The sequence below is a fragment of the Rothia nasimurium genome, from assembly GCF_928391935.1.
GTDB classification, from domain to species: domain Bacteria; phylum Actinomycetota; class Actinomycetes; order Actinomycetales; family Micrococcaceae; genus Rothia; species Rothia nasimurium_D.
Map to the genome: position 1 here is coordinate 159,143 of NZ_CAKMTD010000002.1, position 15,573 is coordinate 174,715.

15 protein-coding genes are annotated in these 15,573 nt (G+C 59.7%); 8 read left to right on the forward strand and 7 right to left on the reverse strand.

Going from position 1 to position 15,573, the window contains the following annotated elements; translation table 11 throughout:
• Positions 1-36 precede the first annotated feature (36 nt).
• Entirely contained in the window at positions 37-2,130 is a 2,094-nt protein-coding gene (locus L7A15_RS04000) for a DNA gyrase/topoisomerase IV subunit B (protein ID WP_237189204.1), read from the reverse strand.
• Between the two features lie 234 nt (positions 2,131-2,364).
• Here L7A15_RS04000 and L7A15_RS04005 point away from each other — a divergent pair, with 234 nt between their 5' ends.
• The 3 genes from L7A15_RS04005 to L7A15_RS04015 all read left to right on the forward strand — a co-directional run bounded on the left by L7A15_RS04005 (position 2,365) and on the right by L7A15_RS04015 (position 4,686).
• Positions 2,365-2,562 carry a DUF7455 domain-containing protein gene (locus L7A15_RS04005; RefSeq protein ID WP_237189203.1) on the forward strand — a complete coding sequence of 66 codons (198 nt, stop codon included), beginning with the start codon at positions 2,365-2,367 and terminating at the stop codon, positions 2,560-2,562.
• A gap of 217 nt (positions 2,563-2,779) precedes the next feature.
• A complete protein-coding gene (locus L7A15_RS04010; protein WP_237189202.1) occupies positions 2,780-3,334 on the forward strand; it encodes a hypothetical protein in 555 nt (184 codons plus the stop codon).
• A gap of 530 nt (positions 3,335-3,864) precedes the next feature.
• Positions 3,865-4,686 carry a dihydrodipicolinate synthase family protein gene (locus L7A15_RS04015; protein WP_237189201.1) on the forward strand — a complete coding sequence of 274 codons (822 nt, stop codon included), beginning with the start codon at positions 3,865-3,867 and terminating at the stop codon, positions 4,684-4,686.
• An 85-nt stretch (positions 4,687-4,771) separates the two neighbouring features.
• Here L7A15_RS04015 and L7A15_RS04020 read toward each other — a convergent pair whose 3' ends face one another.
• Together L7A15_RS04020 and L7A15_RS04025 are read right to left on the reverse strand one after the other, a co-directional pair.
• Positions 4,772-6,247 (reverse strand): class I SAM-dependent RNA methyltransferase, encoded by a 1,476-nt coding sequence (locus L7A15_RS04020; RefSeq protein ID WP_237189200.1) that lies wholly within the window; start codon positions 6,245-6,247, stop codon positions 4,772-4,774.
• A gap of 29 nt (positions 6,248-6,276) precedes the next feature.
• Positions 6,277-8,217: an APC family permease gene (locus L7A15_RS04025; protein ID WP_237189199.1), complete on the reverse strand. Its 1,941-nt coding sequence runs from the start codon at positions 8,215-8,217 to the stop codon at positions 6,277-6,279.
• Between the two features lie 197 nt (positions 8,218-8,414).
• Between L7A15_RS04025 and L7A15_RS04030 the strand changes: the two genes are divergently transcribed.
• Together L7A15_RS04030 and L7A15_RS04035 are read left to right on the forward strand one after the other, a co-directional pair.
• Positions 8,415-9,107 carry a potassium channel family protein gene (locus tag L7A15_RS04030; RefSeq protein ID WP_237189198.1) on the forward strand — a complete coding sequence of 231 codons (693 nt, stop codon included), beginning with the start codon at positions 8,415-8,417 and terminating at the stop codon, positions 9,105-9,107.
• A complete protein-coding gene (locus L7A15_RS04035) occupies positions 9,098-9,751 on the forward strand; it encodes a potassium channel family protein (protein WP_237189197.1) in 654 nt (217 codons plus the stop codon). Before L7A15_RS04030 ends, L7A15_RS04035 begins: the two co-directional genes overlap by 10 nt.
• Positions 9,752-9,858: 107 nt before the next feature.
• Here the strand turns inward: L7A15_RS04035 and L7A15_RS04040 are convergent, their stop codons facing one another.
• The 3 genes from L7A15_RS04040 to dut are packed head-to-tail and all read right to left on the reverse strand — an operon-like array spanning position 9,859 to position 11,668.
• Positions 9,859-10,377: an asparaginase gene (locus L7A15_RS04040; protein ID WP_237212307.1), complete on the reverse strand. Its 519-nt coding sequence runs from the start codon at positions 10,375-10,377 to the stop codon at positions 9,859-9,861.
• A gap of 5 nt (positions 10,378-10,382) precedes the next feature.
• A complete protein-coding gene (locus L7A15_RS04045; RefSeq protein ID WP_237212308.1) occupies positions 10,383-11,186 on the reverse strand; it encodes a DUF3710 domain-containing protein in 804 nt (267 codons plus the stop codon).
• 38 nt (positions 11,187-11,224) lie between these two features.
• The gene (dut, locus tag L7A15_RS04050; RefSeq protein WP_237189194.1) at positions 11,225-11,668 is read right to left on the reverse strand and encodes a dUTP diphosphatase; all 444 of its coding nucleotides are present in this window, start codon (positions 11,666-11,668) and stop codon (positions 11,225-11,227) included.
• Positions 11,669-11,825: 157 nt separating this feature from the next.
• On the opposite strand from dut, the gene L7A15_RS04055 reads away from it, so the two are divergent.
• Positions 11,826-12,290 (forward strand): DUF3093 domain-containing protein, encoded by a 465-nt coding sequence (locus L7A15_RS04055; protein ID WP_237189193.1) that lies wholly within the window; start codon positions 11,826-11,828, stop codon positions 12,288-12,290.
• Positions 12,291-12,388: 98 nt separating this feature from the next.
• Here L7A15_RS04055 and L7A15_RS04060 read toward each other — a convergent pair whose 3' ends face one another.
• Positions 12,389-12,688 (reverse strand): DUF4193 domain-containing protein, encoded by a 300-nt coding sequence (locus L7A15_RS04060; RefSeq protein ID WP_237189192.1) that lies wholly within the window; start codon positions 12,686-12,688, stop codon positions 12,389-12,391.
• A 422-nt stretch (positions 12,689-13,110) separates the two neighbouring features.
• Here L7A15_RS04060 and sepH point away from each other — a divergent pair, with 422 nt between their 5' ends.
• A complete protein-coding gene (gene sepH / locus L7A15_RS04065) occupies positions 13,111-14,481 on the forward strand; it encodes a septation protein SepH (protein ID WP_237212309.1) in 1,371 nt (456 codons plus the stop codon).
• A 195-nt stretch (positions 14,482-14,676) separates the two neighbouring features.
• On the forward strand, positions 14,677-15,525 hold the full coding sequence (locus L7A15_RS04070) for a hypothetical protein (RefSeq protein ID WP_237200990.1): 849 nt from the start codon (positions 14,677-14,679) through the stop codon (positions 15,523-15,525).
• The last annotated feature ends 48 nt before the right edge of the window (positions 15,526-15,573 follow it).

A 15,573-nucleotide genomic window follows, 5' to 3' on the forward strand; every position in this document is an offset into this window, starting at 1 on the left:
CGCTCCCCCACCGTCACCCGACGTCCTCACCTTGGGCTAGGCGTCAATGGCCGTGTGGTCCAGGCGGCGGGCCCCGTTGATAATGAAGTCCTTACGCGGGGCAACCTCTGAGCCCATCAGCAGGGTAAAGGCCCGCTCGGCTGCCTCGGCGTCCTCCACCCGTACCCGGCGGAGCATCCGGTGGCGAGGATCCATAGTGGTCTCAGCCAACTGGTCGGCGTCCATCTCACCCAGACCCTTATAGCGCTGGATGGGCTCCTTGTAGCTCTTGCCCTCAGCCTCCAGCTGATCCAAGAGCTCATGCAGTTCTTTCTCCGAATAGGTGTAGACCATCTCGTTGGCCTTACCCCGGTTGACTACCTCAACCCGGTGCAGGGGCGGAACAGCAGCGTAAACGTGGCCTGCCTCAACCAGCGGCCGCATGTAGCGGTAGAAGAGGGTCAGCAGGAGGGTGCGGATGTGGGCGCCGTCCACGTCCGCGTCCGTCATCATGATGATCTTGTTATAGCGCTTCTGCTCTAGGTCAAAGGTGCGGCCAGAGCCAGCCCCAATGACCTGAATAATAGCGGCGCACTCGGCGTTGGCCAGCATGTCGGTCAGGGAGGCCTTCTGCACGTTCAGAATCTTGCCGCGAATGGGCAAAAGGGCCTGGTAGGTAGAGGATCGAGCCAAACGCGCTGTACCCAGTGCCGAGTCCCCCTCCACGATAAAGAGCTCAGACTTCTCAACATCGGTAGAGCGGCAGTCCACCAGCTTAGTGGGCATAGAGGAGGTTTCCAGGGCGTTCTTACGGCGCTGGGTTTCCTTGTGAACTCGCGCCGAGATACGCGACTTCATCTCGGCAACAACCTTCTCAGAAACGGCCGCCGCCTGGGTCTTATCCCCCCGGGCTGTGGAGGTCAGCTTGGCAGCTAGCTGCTTGGCAACCACCTTAGAGACAATCTGGCGCACCGCCGGGGTACCCAGAATCTCCTTGGTCTGGCCCTCAAACTGGGGCTCGGCCAGACGCACGGTGAGCACGGCAGTCAGCCCCGCCAGCACGTCGTCCTTTTCAATCTTGTCGGTGCCCGCCTTGAACTTTCGCGCGTTATCGGCAATGTGCTTGCGGAAGGTCTTGAGCAGGCCCTGCTCAAAGCCGGTCTGGTGGGTACCGCCCTTGGGGGTGGAAATGATATTGACGAAGGTGCGCAGCTTGGTTTCATAGCCGGTACCCCAGCGCAGGGCAATATCCACCTCGCACTCGCGCTCAACTTCTGTGAGCTGAGAGTGGCCATCGGCATCGAGCACGGGGACCGTCTCGGTGAAGGTGTCTGTGCCGGTGAAGCGCCAAATGTCGGTTACGGCCTGGTCATGGGCCAGATAGTCCACGAACTCGGAGATACCACCGTCGTGCTGGAAGACCTCCTCAACGGTCTCAAATTCGCCGGGGGTGCCCGGTAGGCGGCGTTCGTCGCGAACGGCAATGCGCAGGCCGGGAATGAGGAAGGCAGTCTGGCGGGCTCGGGCTGCCAGATTCTCGTAGCTGAACCGGGCGTCCGGGGTGAAAATCATGGGGTCAGCCCAGTAACGCACGCGGGTGCCAGTAACCCCGCGCTTGGCCTTACCAACCACCTGCAGGGCGTCCGAGGAGGCGGTGAAGGGGGCGTCGGGCTTGGGGGTGCGGGCGTCATCGAAGATGCCGGGAACACCGTGGCGGAAGCTCATCTGGTAGGTTTTGCCGCCGCGGTCTACCTGCACGTCCAGGCGGGAGGACAGGGCGTTCACAACCGAGGCGCCCACACCGTGTAGACCACCCGAAGCGTTGTAGGAGCCGCCGCCGAACTTACCGCCGGCGTGCAGCTTGGTGTAGACCACCTCAACGCCAGAGAGGCCGGTGCGAGGTTCAATGTCGGTGGGCACGCCGCGGCCGTCGTCCTGCACCTCAACCGAGCCGTCCTTGTAGAGAATGACCTGGATGGACTGGCCGAACCCTGCCAGGGCTTCGTCGACCGAGTTGTCGATAATTTCCCAGAGGCAGTGCATGAGGCCGCGGGAGTCGGTGGAGCCAATATACATGCCGGGGCGTTTGCGCACGGCTTCGAGGCCTTCGAGCACCGATAGGTTGCGGGCGGTGTAGTTGTTTGCTGCCACGAAACTCTCCTGCAGGTATGGACGGGACGCCTATCTAGTCTAGTACATGTGTTCGGGTTGGGGGGCTTGCCGCTACTGTGCCTGAGCTGTGGCGGTGCGGACGCCCGGTGTCGGTTTGGGCTGAAGCTTGGGTTGACCGCTGGGGTTTAGCGCTGTGGGCGAAAGGACGTGCGGGGCGGCTCGGTCGGTGATTGTATGGGATGTAAGAAAGAAAGCTTTTGAAAGGAGCCTATCGTGAGTGCAACTCTTGAGACTCGCCGCGAACTGACAGCTGCTGACCGGTGCGATGCCTGCGGCGCCCAGGCCTATGTGCGTGTGGTGATGGAGTCAGGTTTGGATCTGCTCTTCTGCGGCCACCATGCTCGTGCTAAGGAGGAGGCCCTGCGCGCTGTAGCTGTCGAGTGGGACGACCAGACCGACCGCCTCAGCTAGCGCCTGCTCCGCCCCGCCGCGCCCCACAGGGGTAGGTACCATCTAAATCAGAAAAACCCACGAACTAGGTGGGTTTTTCTGATTTAAATGGTCTTTTCTGGCGAAGGCAGGTCAGGACGGGGGCGATGCAGCTCCCCAGGCACATCTTGTAGCAAATACCTAGATAAATCACCAGTAAACATGTAGCCTAGAGCACAAGTTCAGTGAAAGGGAGCCTATGCCGATAGACGTAAGCCGCAACTACCGCCAAAGCAACCGCCCTGCCATCATCACGGGAGCCGCGTTTTTCGTCAGCCTCATCATCACCGTATTTGCTTCCTTAAGTGTTGCGGGCACCTTCGCCAGTCAGAGCGATTCAGCAGACATCAGCCAAGAAGATCTCACCATCACTCGCATATCCTCAGTCCCTGGCTACTCACAAGCCATCTGCTGGGCCGCATACACCCGCGTTGCCGAGAAAAACCTCTTCGGCACCGAACTCATAGCCCACAAATTCGGGGTTGCCTGGTGCGCGCAGAACGGCGGTATCGTCTACCAGGGTGACATTACAGAAACTGTCTACGAGAGCCCCAACCTACGTTCTCACCTGCCCTCCAACAGCCTCTACCAGGGTAGCTACGCCCTGCAGCCTGTTCCTGAATCGACAATGCTTGTAGCCAGGACTATTGAAAACGCTCTGGCCTGGCCTAACTTCACTGTTGAACGGTGCGTCGTCTACTCTCTCACCGCTGACGGTCAGGCAGAAGGGAGCCTCTCATGCCACACCAGCTAGGCTCAGCCCCTGGCAGAGGCACAGGCCCAGATGGGGCGCCTGTTTTCCTCCTGAAAGCGCCTGGGCTTTTCGCGACCTGGGTTTATCCAGTCAGCCTGCTCCTCCTATGGGCTGTAGGACAGCCCTTAGCCCTGTGGTTGTGCCTGTGCGCAGGGGCCTACGCGCACGGCGTCCGCTACCCCCGGACTTTCGGCATTTTCTACCCGCTCTATTTTTGGCTTTCGATCCTAGGGGTGCTGTCCCTGCCGAGCCTTTATTTACTCCTCAACCTGGTAGCCGTTGCCGACGTAACCCGCTGGAGCCCCTAGCCCCATCTTCCCGACGGGGTAGGTACCATTTAAATCAGAAAAACCCACGAACTAGGTGGGTTTTTCTGATTTAAATGGTCTTTTCTGATGTGATGGTGAGTGAATAGTTTTTACAACTATTTCAATCAGGACCTAGCGTCTAGATACGCCCGCTGGTTGCCTTTGGTCAATGCAGACAGCCTTCAGTACCTAGACTCACAGACCCTCGCCAAGGATACTCCCATGCTTAAAGAAGCCTTTCATGTCGCCGTCCCCACAGCCTTTGCCGCCGATGAAGATCTCGATACAGCAGAAACCCTGAAACACATAGGGTGGCTCATCAGCAAAGATATAAACTCTGTGATGGTCTGTGGGAGTACCGGCGAGCAACACAGTCTTTCTCCTGCAGAAAAACTGGAACTCCTTGCTGCATTAGGCGATCTAACAAAGCCTCAAGGGTTCGAACTTCTCTTCGGGGCAGCTAGTGTCCGCCTCAGAGACACCACGCAGCTGGTCAAAGAACTCCAAGAAGCAGCACATATAACAGGCATTGTCTTGGGCTTCCCACCCTATATACGCCCCAGCCAAAATGAAGCTACCTACTACGTCCGCGAAGTTGCAGACCATACCAACAAGCCAATCGTGCTCTACAACAACCCAGCCCGAACCGGCTTCAATCTGGCTCCTGAGACCCTCGAAAAGTTATCGGATCTGCCCAACCTGGCAGGGATTAAAGAAGCTGCTGACCCAACACAGATAAAGACAATCAGCGAGATACTGCCCCACCTTCCTCTCTATGCAGGGGGCGAGGTTGGTCTCTCCGACCGCATTCAAGCTGGGTGTTCCAGGCTCTCATCTATTGGTGGCAACCTCTACCCGCAAGAGGTTAAGACCTGGTTCGAGACTCTTCTCTTGCAATCAGATAGCCCCTGCCCAGAACCTTTGCAGGCCAAGCTAACAGACCTCTACAGCCACCAGGTTCTTCCCCGCCTCAAAGCAGAATTGCCGTTGGTCACAGGCCATAGTCTCGGTTCCTGCCGTCTCCCGCTCGGTGCAGATAGCTAACCCCCGCCAGTAGGTACCACCTAAATCAGAAAAACCCACGAACTAGGTGGGTTTTTCTGATTTAAACGGTCTTTTCTGGGAGCCCCTATGCCCCGTACCGGCTAAACACTGCCACCGCTTCAACGTGGTGGGTGTTGGGGTACATATCAAACGCTTCAACCGACTCTAGCCGCCAGCCTGCTGCCCGCAGGTAGCCGGTGTCGCGGCCCAGGGCAGCCGGGTCACAGGCCACATAGACAATCCGCTGGGGGGCCAGGGCAGAAACCTGTTCCATCACTGCCCGGCCAGCGCCTTCACGTGAAGGGTCGCAGATGACGACGTCCGGGGCGGCAAAGCGCCCGGCAGAGACTTCTGCAGAAACCTGCTCAAGCACCTTGCCGACGTCCCCGCGTTCGACGCGCACGCGCGTCCGCTCAGATCTGTGGGTGCGGGAGGGGCCCTCGTCACCAAAGTTCTCGGACGCATTGCGGCTGGTCACCGGGGATCCCTCAACCGACAAAACCGTGCCCCTGTCCCCCACGGCGTCCGCTGCGAGCGCGGTGAAGAAGCCGGCACCGGCGTAGAGGTCGTAGACCGTCATGCCCGCTGTCAGGCGGGCAGCTTCAAGCACAGCGTTGCCCAGCACCTCGGGGGCGGCCCGGTGGATCTGCCAGAAGCCGGTGGCGCCCACGTTCCAGTAGAAGTCCTGGGCGTAGACGGTGGCTGTCTCCAGCAGGGTGGGGTTGGCGGCACCGGCGATGACGTCAGCGGGTTTGGTGCCGCGGCGGCGTCCGCCCTTTTTCTCGGGGGTGAAGACCAGGGTGATCATGCGCTCTTCCAGCGGCCCCCAGAGAGCCCGGGCCTGGGTCTCGATATCCTCGGCAACCGCCGAAGGCGTGGTGCGGGCAGATACGGTAAAGACCAGAGCCATCATATCGGTGGCGGAGACTGCCACATCAACCCGGGTAATACCGGCTAGTTTGAGCCGGTGCAGCTCTAGGGCCTCGATGCGCTCATCGGCCAGGGGAAAGCCCGTAACGGGGACAGGCACCGAGCTAGAGTGCGGGAACATGGCAATCTGCTGGCTTTCGCGCTCCACTGCAAAATGCACGCGGGTGCGCCAGTGTAGGCCCCGATCATGGCCGGGCAGGGCGTGGCCGGGCAGGGCATGGACCGGCAGGTTAGCCAGTAGCGGGTGGTTTTCTGGCACCCCGCCCAGGCGCACCAGCTGTTCGGCCACAATCTGCTGCTTGTATGCCCGCTGGGTCGCTAAGTCCAGGTGGCCGTATTCCATACCGCCGAGGGGCTGGGCGGACGCGAGCGCGTCCGCAGGTGCCCAGGGGTGGGGGCGGCGCTCCGGTGCGGGGTTTTCTACGGAGACGACGTCGGCGAAGAAGTAGCGGCCTTTGGGTCCGCGCCCGGTGATTCGGGCGGTGGCAGTCTCTCCTACGACGCCGTGGCGGACGAAGATGACCCTCTCCCCTGCCCGGGCGACGAGGGCTCCGCCGTGGGCGGGGCGTTCTGGGGTGAGGGTGAGTAGGGTGCCGATGGTTGGTTCGGGCATCTGGTGGGTTTCAGGCATGGGTTTCTCGGTTTTCACGGGGTTTGAGGTTAGCGGTTGAGTTGCCAAGGGACGGAGGCGACGACGACTCCGGGTTCGTGGCGGAGGGCTGCTTTGAGTTTGTGGACGGTGCGGCGGTGGAAGATTCCTTGCCACCAGTGGGGTACGACGTATTCGGGGAGGTAGACGATAAGGACGTCGCGGGGGGATTTTTGGCGGCGGTGGCTGATGTAGTCGAGGAAGGCTGCTGCGGGGTCTCGGTAGGGGGCGTCAAGGACGGTGAGGTCGATGGGGAGTTCGAGGGTGTTCCAGGTGTCGATGGTGTCGCGGGTGCGGGTGAAGTCGATGTTGACGGTGACTGCTTCGAGGGTGGAGGGGCGGGAGGCGCGGGCGTAGGCGAGGGCGCGGAGCATGGGCTTACGGATTCGTTCGACGTAGACGATGGCTTGGACGCGGGAGGGGAGGGCACGGTCGGCGGCGAGTTCGTCGGGGTTGGTGGAGAGGGCGAGTTGCTGGTCGATGCGGGTGTAGTGTTTGTTGGTTTTGGTCATGATCCAGGTAAGTAGCAGGATGAGGGTTGTGGTGACCCAGGCGCCGTGGGTGAATTTGGTGGCGAGGATGACGGCGAGGCCTGTGGCTGTTGCGGCGACGCCGACGGCTGTGATGGCGATGTCTCGCCAGAGTTTGCGTCGTTCTGGGATTTTGAGGGTGATGCGTTGGGCCCGCCAGCGGTTGCGTAGTACTGAGTATTGGGTGAGGGTCATGGCGGTGAAGACACCGACGATGTACATCTGGATGAGGGTGTGAACGTCGGGGCCGACGATGGCGACGAGGGCCATGGAGGCTAGGCCGAGGGCGAGGACGCCGTTGGCGTAGAGGGAAGAGGATGACCGGGCGGAGAGGTGGACGGGGAGGTATTGTTTGGCGGCGATGATGGTGGCGAGCATGGGGAAGCCGGTGAAGGCTGTCATGGCTGCGATGATGAGGACGGCTATGGTTGCAGCGCCCATGAGGACGGTGGCTAGGTGGGTGGTGAAGATGGCGTCGGTGATTTGGAGGAGGACGGGCACCTGGTGGAAGTCTTCGCTCACCGGCTGGTTATTTACTCGCAGGGTTGAGAGGTCAAGGACGAATACTACCCCCGCTTGGCGGGCCAGGTAGAGGGTTCCGAGCAGGGAGAGGGCTGATAGGCCACCGACGACCATGAGACTTACTGCAGCGTTGCGCTGGCGGGGTGGGGCAAAGGCCTTGACGGCGTTGGAGATGGTGTTGACGCCCGTCATGGCAACTGAGCCGGAGGCGAAGGATCTGACGAGTAGTAGTCCTACTCCGAGTTGGGTGGTCAGGGCTGTTTGTGCTTCTTGGGTTACTTCGACGGTGTATCCGGCTGAGGGGGCGTATGAGAGTTGGCCGGTAGCGTCTGCGATCATGCCGAAGAGGACGACTCCTGCCAGCATGACGAGGAAGACGTAGGTGGGGATGTGGGAGAAGCGGAACATGAAGCGTAGTCCTCGGAGGCACATGAGGGTGACTACGGCAATCATGGTGCAGGCGAGAAGTCGTTGGTGGCCCAGTAGGACGGGTGTGATGGATTCTAGGTACTGGGTGGCTGATGAGAGGGATACCGCGACGGTGAGCATGAAGTCCACCATGAGGGCAGCCCCGAGCAGGACTGCTGCACCTGGTCCTAGGTGCTTGTAGACCAGGGCGAAATCGCCTTGTTCGCCTACATGGTTGATGTTGTAGCGGTAGGCGCCCACTACGATGAGTAGGACTACCGCTATGCCGAGGCCGACGAGTGGGGAGTAGGCTAGGGCCCCGTGTCCGGCGATGAGCAGGGTCAGGATGATTTCGTCGGGGGCGTAGGCTACGGACGAGATGCCGTCGGCGCCAAAGAGCGGTAGGGCACGTCGCTTGGGCAGGTTGCCTTGTTTGGCGTTCCTGCTGTCAATGGGCGCTCCCAGGATGGCCCGGGCTACCCTTGCCTTCAACTTCTTCACAGGGTCTAACGGTAGTCGCTGTGCTGGTGTTTGCTGGGCTGGTACACACCACATTTTGCGGCGTGTTCTTGTGGTGGGTTGGTGTGGCGGGTGGAGGGGTGAGTGCGGGCTGTGGGATTTGAGGCGTAGACTAGGGTGTGCCCCGGGTGGGGCGCACACTTTGTTTCCCGGATGTAAGAGGTATCCCCTTGCCCCACTTTGTGATTATGGGCGCTGGCCGTGTGGGCGTTATGTTGGCCCATACGCTTGAGGACGCTGGCCATTCTGTGGCTGTCATTGATCAGGACGACCGGTCCTTCCGCCGTCTACGCAAGGATTTTGCGGGTAAAAAAGTTACTGGTGTTGGGTTTGACCGCGATACCTTGAAGCGGGCTGGTATTGACCATGCCTATGCTTTTGCTGCTGTTTCGTCCGGCGATAATTCCAACATTATTGCCTCGCGTGTGGCGCGTGAGACCTTTGGGGTGCAGCATGTGGTGGCCCGAATTTATGATCCTAATCGTGCTGAGTTCTACCAGCGTTTGGGTATCCCTACGGTGGCTGCTGTTCGCTGGTCTACGGATCAGGTGCTCCGCCGTATCCTCCCTGAGCAGGCCATGGCTGGTGATTTTCGGGAGGCCTCTGGTCGTCTGATGCTGGGGGAACTCCAGTTGCATGCTGATTGGGCTGGTCGTGCGATTCGTGAGATTGAGCAGGCTGCGGGGGTGCGCGTCGCCTACATCACCCGGTTTGGTGAGGGTATGCTACCGACCGTTGAGACCTCCTACCAACAGGGCGATACGGTGCATGCCATGATGCGTACAGAAGACATTAACGAAATCGCCCGGGTTCTGGGGACAGCGCCAGCCCGTGACGATGAGGGGGACCTGGAATGGAAGTAATTATCATTGGTGCAGGTTCCGTTGGCTCTTCTAGTGCCCGGGAATTGTTGTCGCACGGCCATAAGGTCACGATTATTGATGTGAAGCCTGAGGCTGTGTCTCGTTCTGAGATTCAGAAGGCAACCTGGGTTATTGGTGATGCCTGCGAGTTGTCTGTCTTGCGGCAGGCAAAGCCCGAGAACGCGGACGTCGTCGTTGCGGCTTCTGGTGACGACAAGACGAATCTGGTGGTGAGCCTTCTGGCCCGCAGCGAATTCGGGGTACCCCGTACCGTCGCCCGCGTCAATAACCCTAAGAATGAATGGCTCTTTGATGACGCCTGGGGTGTAGATGTTGCGGTGTCAACGCCCCGGCTCATGACCGCCCTGGTGGAGGAAGCAGTTGAGGTGGGCGATGTAGTCCGTCTGATGACGCTAAAGTCTGGGTCTGCTACCATCGCCGAGTATACGGTCCCTGCCGATCACCCGATTATTGGCTACAGTATTAGCCAGGTTCAGTGGCCGTACGAGACCACCCTCACCGCGATTCTGCGCGATGGTTTGCCAATCACTCCCACCTCCGACGACGTCATCGAGGGTGGGGATGAGCTCTTCTTCATTACTACCCCAACCGGTGAGGACGACATTCGAGACCTCTTTAGTTAGGGCACCTCCCCTGCCCCGCCCCTGCCGTCCTGGGGAATAAGGACGAAGTAGCCCACCCGGTAGAGTCACCGGGTGGGCTTTGTGCGTGGTAGGGCGAAAGGCAGGCCCTAGAGGGCCTGAACGATTTCGTATCGGGGATTGTAGATGACGGGGGTGTTTTCGCGGGTGCTGAGCATTCCTGAGACCCGTAGATAGCCGCCCGCCTCGATTCCGGGTACCTGCCGCTGGCCAAGCCAGTATAGCTTGAGACGGGTTCCAGGTGTCAGGGGCGGGTAGTCTGGATAGAGCACGCGCGGGGCAACCTGGTTGACGCTGAACCGGGTGGTAAAACCGGTTTCAGCATCAAGCACAGAAATCTCACCCGTTCGTGTTTCCTCGGTGGTGCTGACGTCTGTTGTATCGTCAAGGTCCTCCCCCGTCTCAGCGATGGGCATCCCCGTCATGGGGTGGGTTTTCGCAGGCGGCAGGGGTTTGGATCGTTCGACCAGCAGGGTGACTTCAAATCGGGGGTTAGCACCGACCTGGGCCAGGGTCACCTTGGCAACCCGCCCGGCCACCCGCGCCCGGAACCGTTCAGGGTAGGTTTCAAGCCGAGTACTGTTCTCGCTACCACCTGACCTGTTCATCACAATTAGCCGATCTCGGTAATCTCAGGACCTCGGCGGGGAATCTCCAAACCTGCAGGCTCCTGGGCAGCAGCCTGTTGGGCTGCAGCCTGCTGGGCCGCGATAGCATCCTGAATGTTCTGGGGGACGCTCATGGGCAGGAGATCACGGGGGGCCATAGGGTCAGCACCACGGTGGACCACAATGTTCCGGAAGACCTCTTCAAGGGCAGTCGCAGATTCACCAGGCAGCACGGCTTTCCCCGTGAATACAGCTCGCACAAACCAGCGAGGTCCATCAACCCCAACAAAACGAGCGATACGGAAGCCCTGACGTCCGTCCGGCAAGGTCGCAGGAACACGGGAGATAAGCTGACGACCAAAAGGACCGTCATTGATATCAACTTGCCCGGCCTGACGACGAACGCTTTCAGACAGCTCCCTCCGAATGTCATCCCAGATACCCCGGCTCTTCGGGGCAGCAAAGGCCTGCACCTGGACGGTACCTTCCCCCATCTGCAAGGTCACTGCAATCACCTGACCCGACTTCTGATCAGTCTCAAGACGCAGATTCAAGCCGGGGTTGCTCTTAACCAGCAAACCTCCCAGGTCGATATATTCAGCACCGGTTTTGATCTCAGAAGAGTCCCAGGGGCCGTTATCACGAACGAATTCAGGGAAAGCATTCTCCAGAGGCACCTCCTGAGATTCAACCTTCACCTGAGGGTCAGATGCCGGGTTCTCAGCAGCACCCTGCCCTTCCTCCAGCGGAGCCTTCTCGTCAACAGCCGGGACGGCAACGTCCTTCTTTTTCTTACCAAAACCAAACATGCGATCTACCTTCCAAAACGAAATAACTTCTGGTCTCTCTACTTCAAGCCCGTGGACCCGAAGCCCGATGAGCCACGCTCCGTAGCGTCAAGCTCATCCACCACCACAAACCTGGCAGTCTCAAATCGTTGAATGACAAGCTGCGCAATGCGGTCGCCACGCGAAATCACAAAGGGAGTCTCCCGATCAGTGTTCAACAGGCACACCATCAGCTCACCCCGGTAGCCAGAATCAACCGTACCGGGAGCGTTCACGATAGTAACCCCGTGCCGGGCAGCAAGCCCCGACCGGGGATGAACAAGCCCCACATACCCCTCAGGTAGGGCAATAGCCACCCCAGTCGGCACCAAGGCCCGCTCCCCGGGGGGCAAGGTCAGGTCAACCCGGGACCGCAAGTCAGCCCCGGCATCACCAGGCTGGGCATAGGCAGGGGGTTCAAGACCGTCATCCAGCAACTTGATTTCAATTGATACATCACTCATCACCCCTATACTGTACCGGCTCACCCACACCAGCACAGCGACAACACAAGCCAGCACCCCAACTGCACCCAAGATTTCACCAAGAGCACCATAAAGCACCCATCTCGTACACTGGTACTAGGCACCCATTACACCACCTGCAGAAAAGGAAGAACTCGTGACAGCTCCCTCCCCCGTTCTCTACCAGGAACGTCTCACCCCCGGACCGGGGCTCATCATAGGTTGCGTAGGGGTCGGCCTAGCATCGTTTCTCGTAGGCGCCCCCATCAGCATTACCGCCGGCATCATCGCCGGTGTCATCATGTGCCTGCTCACCCTCGCCATTTTCTTTGGCACCGCCCCCACCCTAGAAGTCACCGAAACCACCGTCCGTTTCGGACGGGCAACCATCGAGCGAGAATACGTCGGAGAAGCCTACGCCTTCCGCGGTGAAAATGCCCGTGTAGCTACAGGCCCCGCCCTCGATGGCCGGGCCTACATGTGCTTCCGAGGCTGGATTCCTTCAGTAATTCGAGTCCAGATCGACGACCCTGCCGACCCTACCCCCTACTGGATCGCATCCTCCCGCCACCCAGAGAAAATTGCTGAGATCCTGAACCAGGGACGGGAACAAGCAAAGTAACTAACTCTGCACAAGCACCAGAGGTCAATCGTTAAAAACACCAGGGGCGGGCGCACCATGCGCCCGCCCCTGCTATAACTTCTGAGTGTTAGACCCGATTAGCCTTCACACTCAACGCAGAACTTAAGGTCACCCTCTTCACGAACGATCTGAGAACGGTGACGGACCAGGAAACAAGAAGAACAGGTGAACTCGTCATCCTGGGCAGGAAGAACAACAACGTTCAGTTCCTCATTCGACAAGTCTGCACCGGGAAGCTCAAAACTTTCGGCTGCTGCGTTTTCGTCTTCGTCTACCGCACCTGACTGCATCTCAGAGGGACGGGAACGAAGTTCCTCAAACGACTGGTCTTTGCTCTCTTCATCCTGCTTGCGGGGTGCATCGTAATCAGTGGCCATGAATTTCTCCGTGTAAAAACTGTGCGAAGGGTAGATACCCCCGGTCTGTCGAGAGGCATCGGCTACCCCAATCACCAGCCGGCTAGCAGATCTCCTGAAAGAATCAGCCCAAAGGTGCATATGAGGTAACGGGTAGAATTGTTCACCATTTGCCCCCTTTGTGCAAGTGCAAATTACATGTTCACTCAGAGCACGTCATATCGGCCCAGAAGCCTGCCCATTCCCAGCCCCTCAATACCTCAATCTAGCCTTGAACTTGAAATAATATCCCCTGAATTTTCAGGTTTTTATACATTTTCAGGACGAGTAGCCCCGAGCTTCCCCTTCAAGCACAACTTGACTCTGTACCCTTTCAAGTAAGCGTTAAGATTGAAAGCCCATGCCCTGTCCGAGGGCGGAAACAGTGTGAAGGAGTCACAGCAGTGCAGGAACTGCGTCTAGCCGGCATCCACGACGACGGGGAACACCTCGTCCTTGAAACAGCAGAGGGCACAACCTACCTGCTTTCTATCGACCAGAATCTCCGACAAAGCATTGCCCGTGCCCGCCGTATCACCCCCATGCGAGGTGGCAAGCCCGGTGAATTTGGCCCCCGCGACATCCAAACTCGCTTCCGCCAGGGCGCCAGTGTTGAAGAAATCGCTGCCGAATCAGGGTGGGAGCCAGAACGCATCCGTCGCTACGAATGGCCGATTGTTGCCGAACGCGCCAACATTATCCGCACCGCCCAAGCCGTGATGGTCTCCCCCGTTCCTGGCCAGGGTGGAAGCACCCAGCCCCTATCCCAGCTTGTCGCCTCCGTTGCCCAGTCAAGCGGGTTCTCAGCCGACGACCTGGATTGGAGCACCTGGCAGCAAGAAAGCGGCCAGTGGACCATTTCTGCCGATCTCACCATGCCCGCTGACGGCTCTCTTGACCTACCCCGCTCAGTCATGTTCCCTGCCCGCTGGACCTTCAACCCTGCAAATCAAAGCATCTATGCTACGAATGAGGCAGCCTACTTCCTGCTGGACCGAAAGCAGAACAATGACGGCCCCATCCCGGGCCAGGCTCCTGCCCAGCAGCCTGCGCCCCAGGCCCCGGCACAGGACCTTTCTGCACCTGTTGCTCCCCCCAGCCTTCCTGCAGCTTCGGCCACCAGCCAGGTCAAGGCCGTCCGTGTCCCTGAAGCCAAGGAACAGAACGAGCTACTCGATGAGCTGACGGCCCGACGCGGCGTCCGTTCCTTTGACCCCGCCAGCGAACGAAAGCTCGCTGACCTGCTTGAGCGGGCCCGCCGCTCCTCCAAAACGACCCCCTTGGGTGAGGCAGCCCAGCCGCACACAAGTGCTGAGCCCTCCACGGAACCAGCACAGCAGCACACAGACCCTCACCAGGCAGCGGACGACGCCGCCCCTCAAGCCCCTCAGTCATCTAGCTCCGCAGATGAAACTGCCCCCCAGCCTGCACCCGAAACACAGCTGGCCCAGGTCAGCTCCCCTACTGAACAGGTAGCAGAATCAGTAGCAGACCAGAATCACGCCCCGGAGACAGAGCCCGAAACCACGAGCGAGCGCGTAGGCAAACGATTCGCGCAAGTCACCCCGGAAGCCCCGGCCCAGCCCGAAGCCCTTGCACCTGGAGCTACTGAACCCTCCTCTGCTCCGGAAGCCCCGGCCCAGCCCGAGACTACCCCAAGCTCAAATACTGCCCAGTCTGAGGACGACGCCAAGGCCCAGTCCCGTCCTGCTCGTGCCAAGCGCACCAGCGTACCTAGCTGGGACGACATCATTTTCGGCAACCAGCGTCGATAACCTGCGGTCATCTGCCCCGTGTGCCAGCCCTAGCGGGGGCGCACGGGGCTGGGCTATGAGGGCCCCGAAACCGTTAGGGGCACCACAGCCCCAGCCACGCGGTAAACAGTACAATAAGACCAACACCTACTCACCATCGCACCTGGGAAGAGCCCGGTTTCGCCCCGGCCTCCCACCCACACCTTGAGGACTACATTGCCTGCACCTAGCCCCAATGACCATCCCCAGAATCAGGGCCAGGACGACCCCACAGAGGTTTTCCCTGCCCACACCGGTGCATCTGAACCGGCACCAGATACAACGTCAGACAAAGCGGTTGCCCTTGCAGAAGAAGCCCGCCGCCAGGCAGCTGCCGCAGCAGCCCTCGCAGCTGGTGCCAGCCGTGACCAGCTTGAACCGCCGCTTGACGAAGATGAAGAGACGGAAGCTGAAAGACGGCCCCTGGGTTCAAAGCTGCTGTTTGCTGGTTCAGCTGCTGCCACGGCTGTTGCCATTGGTGTAGCTGCCCTCCTTCTCGCCCCTGGAGCTGACCAGTCCAGCCAGCAGCCGTCCGGATCCACCGCAGAAACATCAAGCAGTCCTGCTGTATCTTCTGCGTCTGCTACTTCCTCGCCCACGCCCAGTCCTACGGCTAGCCCGTCCCCGTCGGAAACCCCAACTCCTGAGCCAACAACGGCTGAACCCACCGTCCTTGAAGAGACCCCTGAGCCTACCCCTGAGGAGGCCCTGGCCAGCGCTGAGGCTACAGCTGCGGAAGAAGGTGTAACAGAGGAGGCTCTGGTCGAAGAATACGTGGAAGACACTGGTGAAGCGTATGTGACGGAAGAACCCCAGACTGTGGAAATTGTCGCCCCTGTTGTCCCCATGCAGCCGGTAGCGCCGGTGCCTCCTCCGGTCGTGGTAGCCCCTGAGGACGCGGTTGAGGACGTTGAGGAAGGCGCCGCTGTTGTGACTGCTGAGGCAACGGATCCTGGCCTTGTGCCTGCCCCTGAGGCATCGAGTGCTTCAACCTCTGAAAGCACGGATTTCTCAACCTCCCCCTAGGGTCGAAATCCCGCATCTAGCTTTCCTTGCAAAGCGCCCTGAATCTTC

Coding starts and splice junctions, on each gene's coding strand:
- L7A15_RS04045 (WP_237212308.1), bottom strand. CDS start 11,186: ATGTTTGGTTTTGGTAAGAAAAAGAAGGACGTTGCCGTCCCGGCTGTT.
- dut (WP_237189194.1), bottom strand. CDS start 11,668: ATGAGTGATGTATCAATTGAAATCAAGTTGCTGGATGACGGTCTTGAA.
- L7A15_RS04015 (WP_237189201.1), top strand. CDS start 3,865: ATGCTTAAAGAAGCCTTTCATGTCGCCGTCCCCACAGCCTTTGCCGCC.
- L7A15_RS04040 (WP_237212307.1), bottom strand. CDS start 10,377: ATGAACAGGTCAGGTGGTAGCGAGAACAGTACTCGGCTTGAAACCTAC.
- L7A15_RS04035 (WP_237189197.1), top strand. CDS start 9,098: ATGGAAGTAATTATCATTGGTGCAGGTTCCGTTGGCTCTTCTAGTGCC.
- L7A15_RS04020 (WP_237189200.1), bottom strand. CDS start 6,247: ATGCCTGAAACCCACCAGATGCCCGAACCAACCATCGGCACCCTACTC.
- L7A15_RS04060 (WP_237189192.1), bottom strand. CDS start 12,688: ATGGCCACTGATTACGATGCACCCCGCAAGCAGGATGAAGAGAGCAAA.
- L7A15_RS04010 (WP_237189202.1), top strand. CDS start 2,780: ATGCCGATAGACGTAAGCCGCAACTACCGCCAAAGCAACCGCCCTGCC.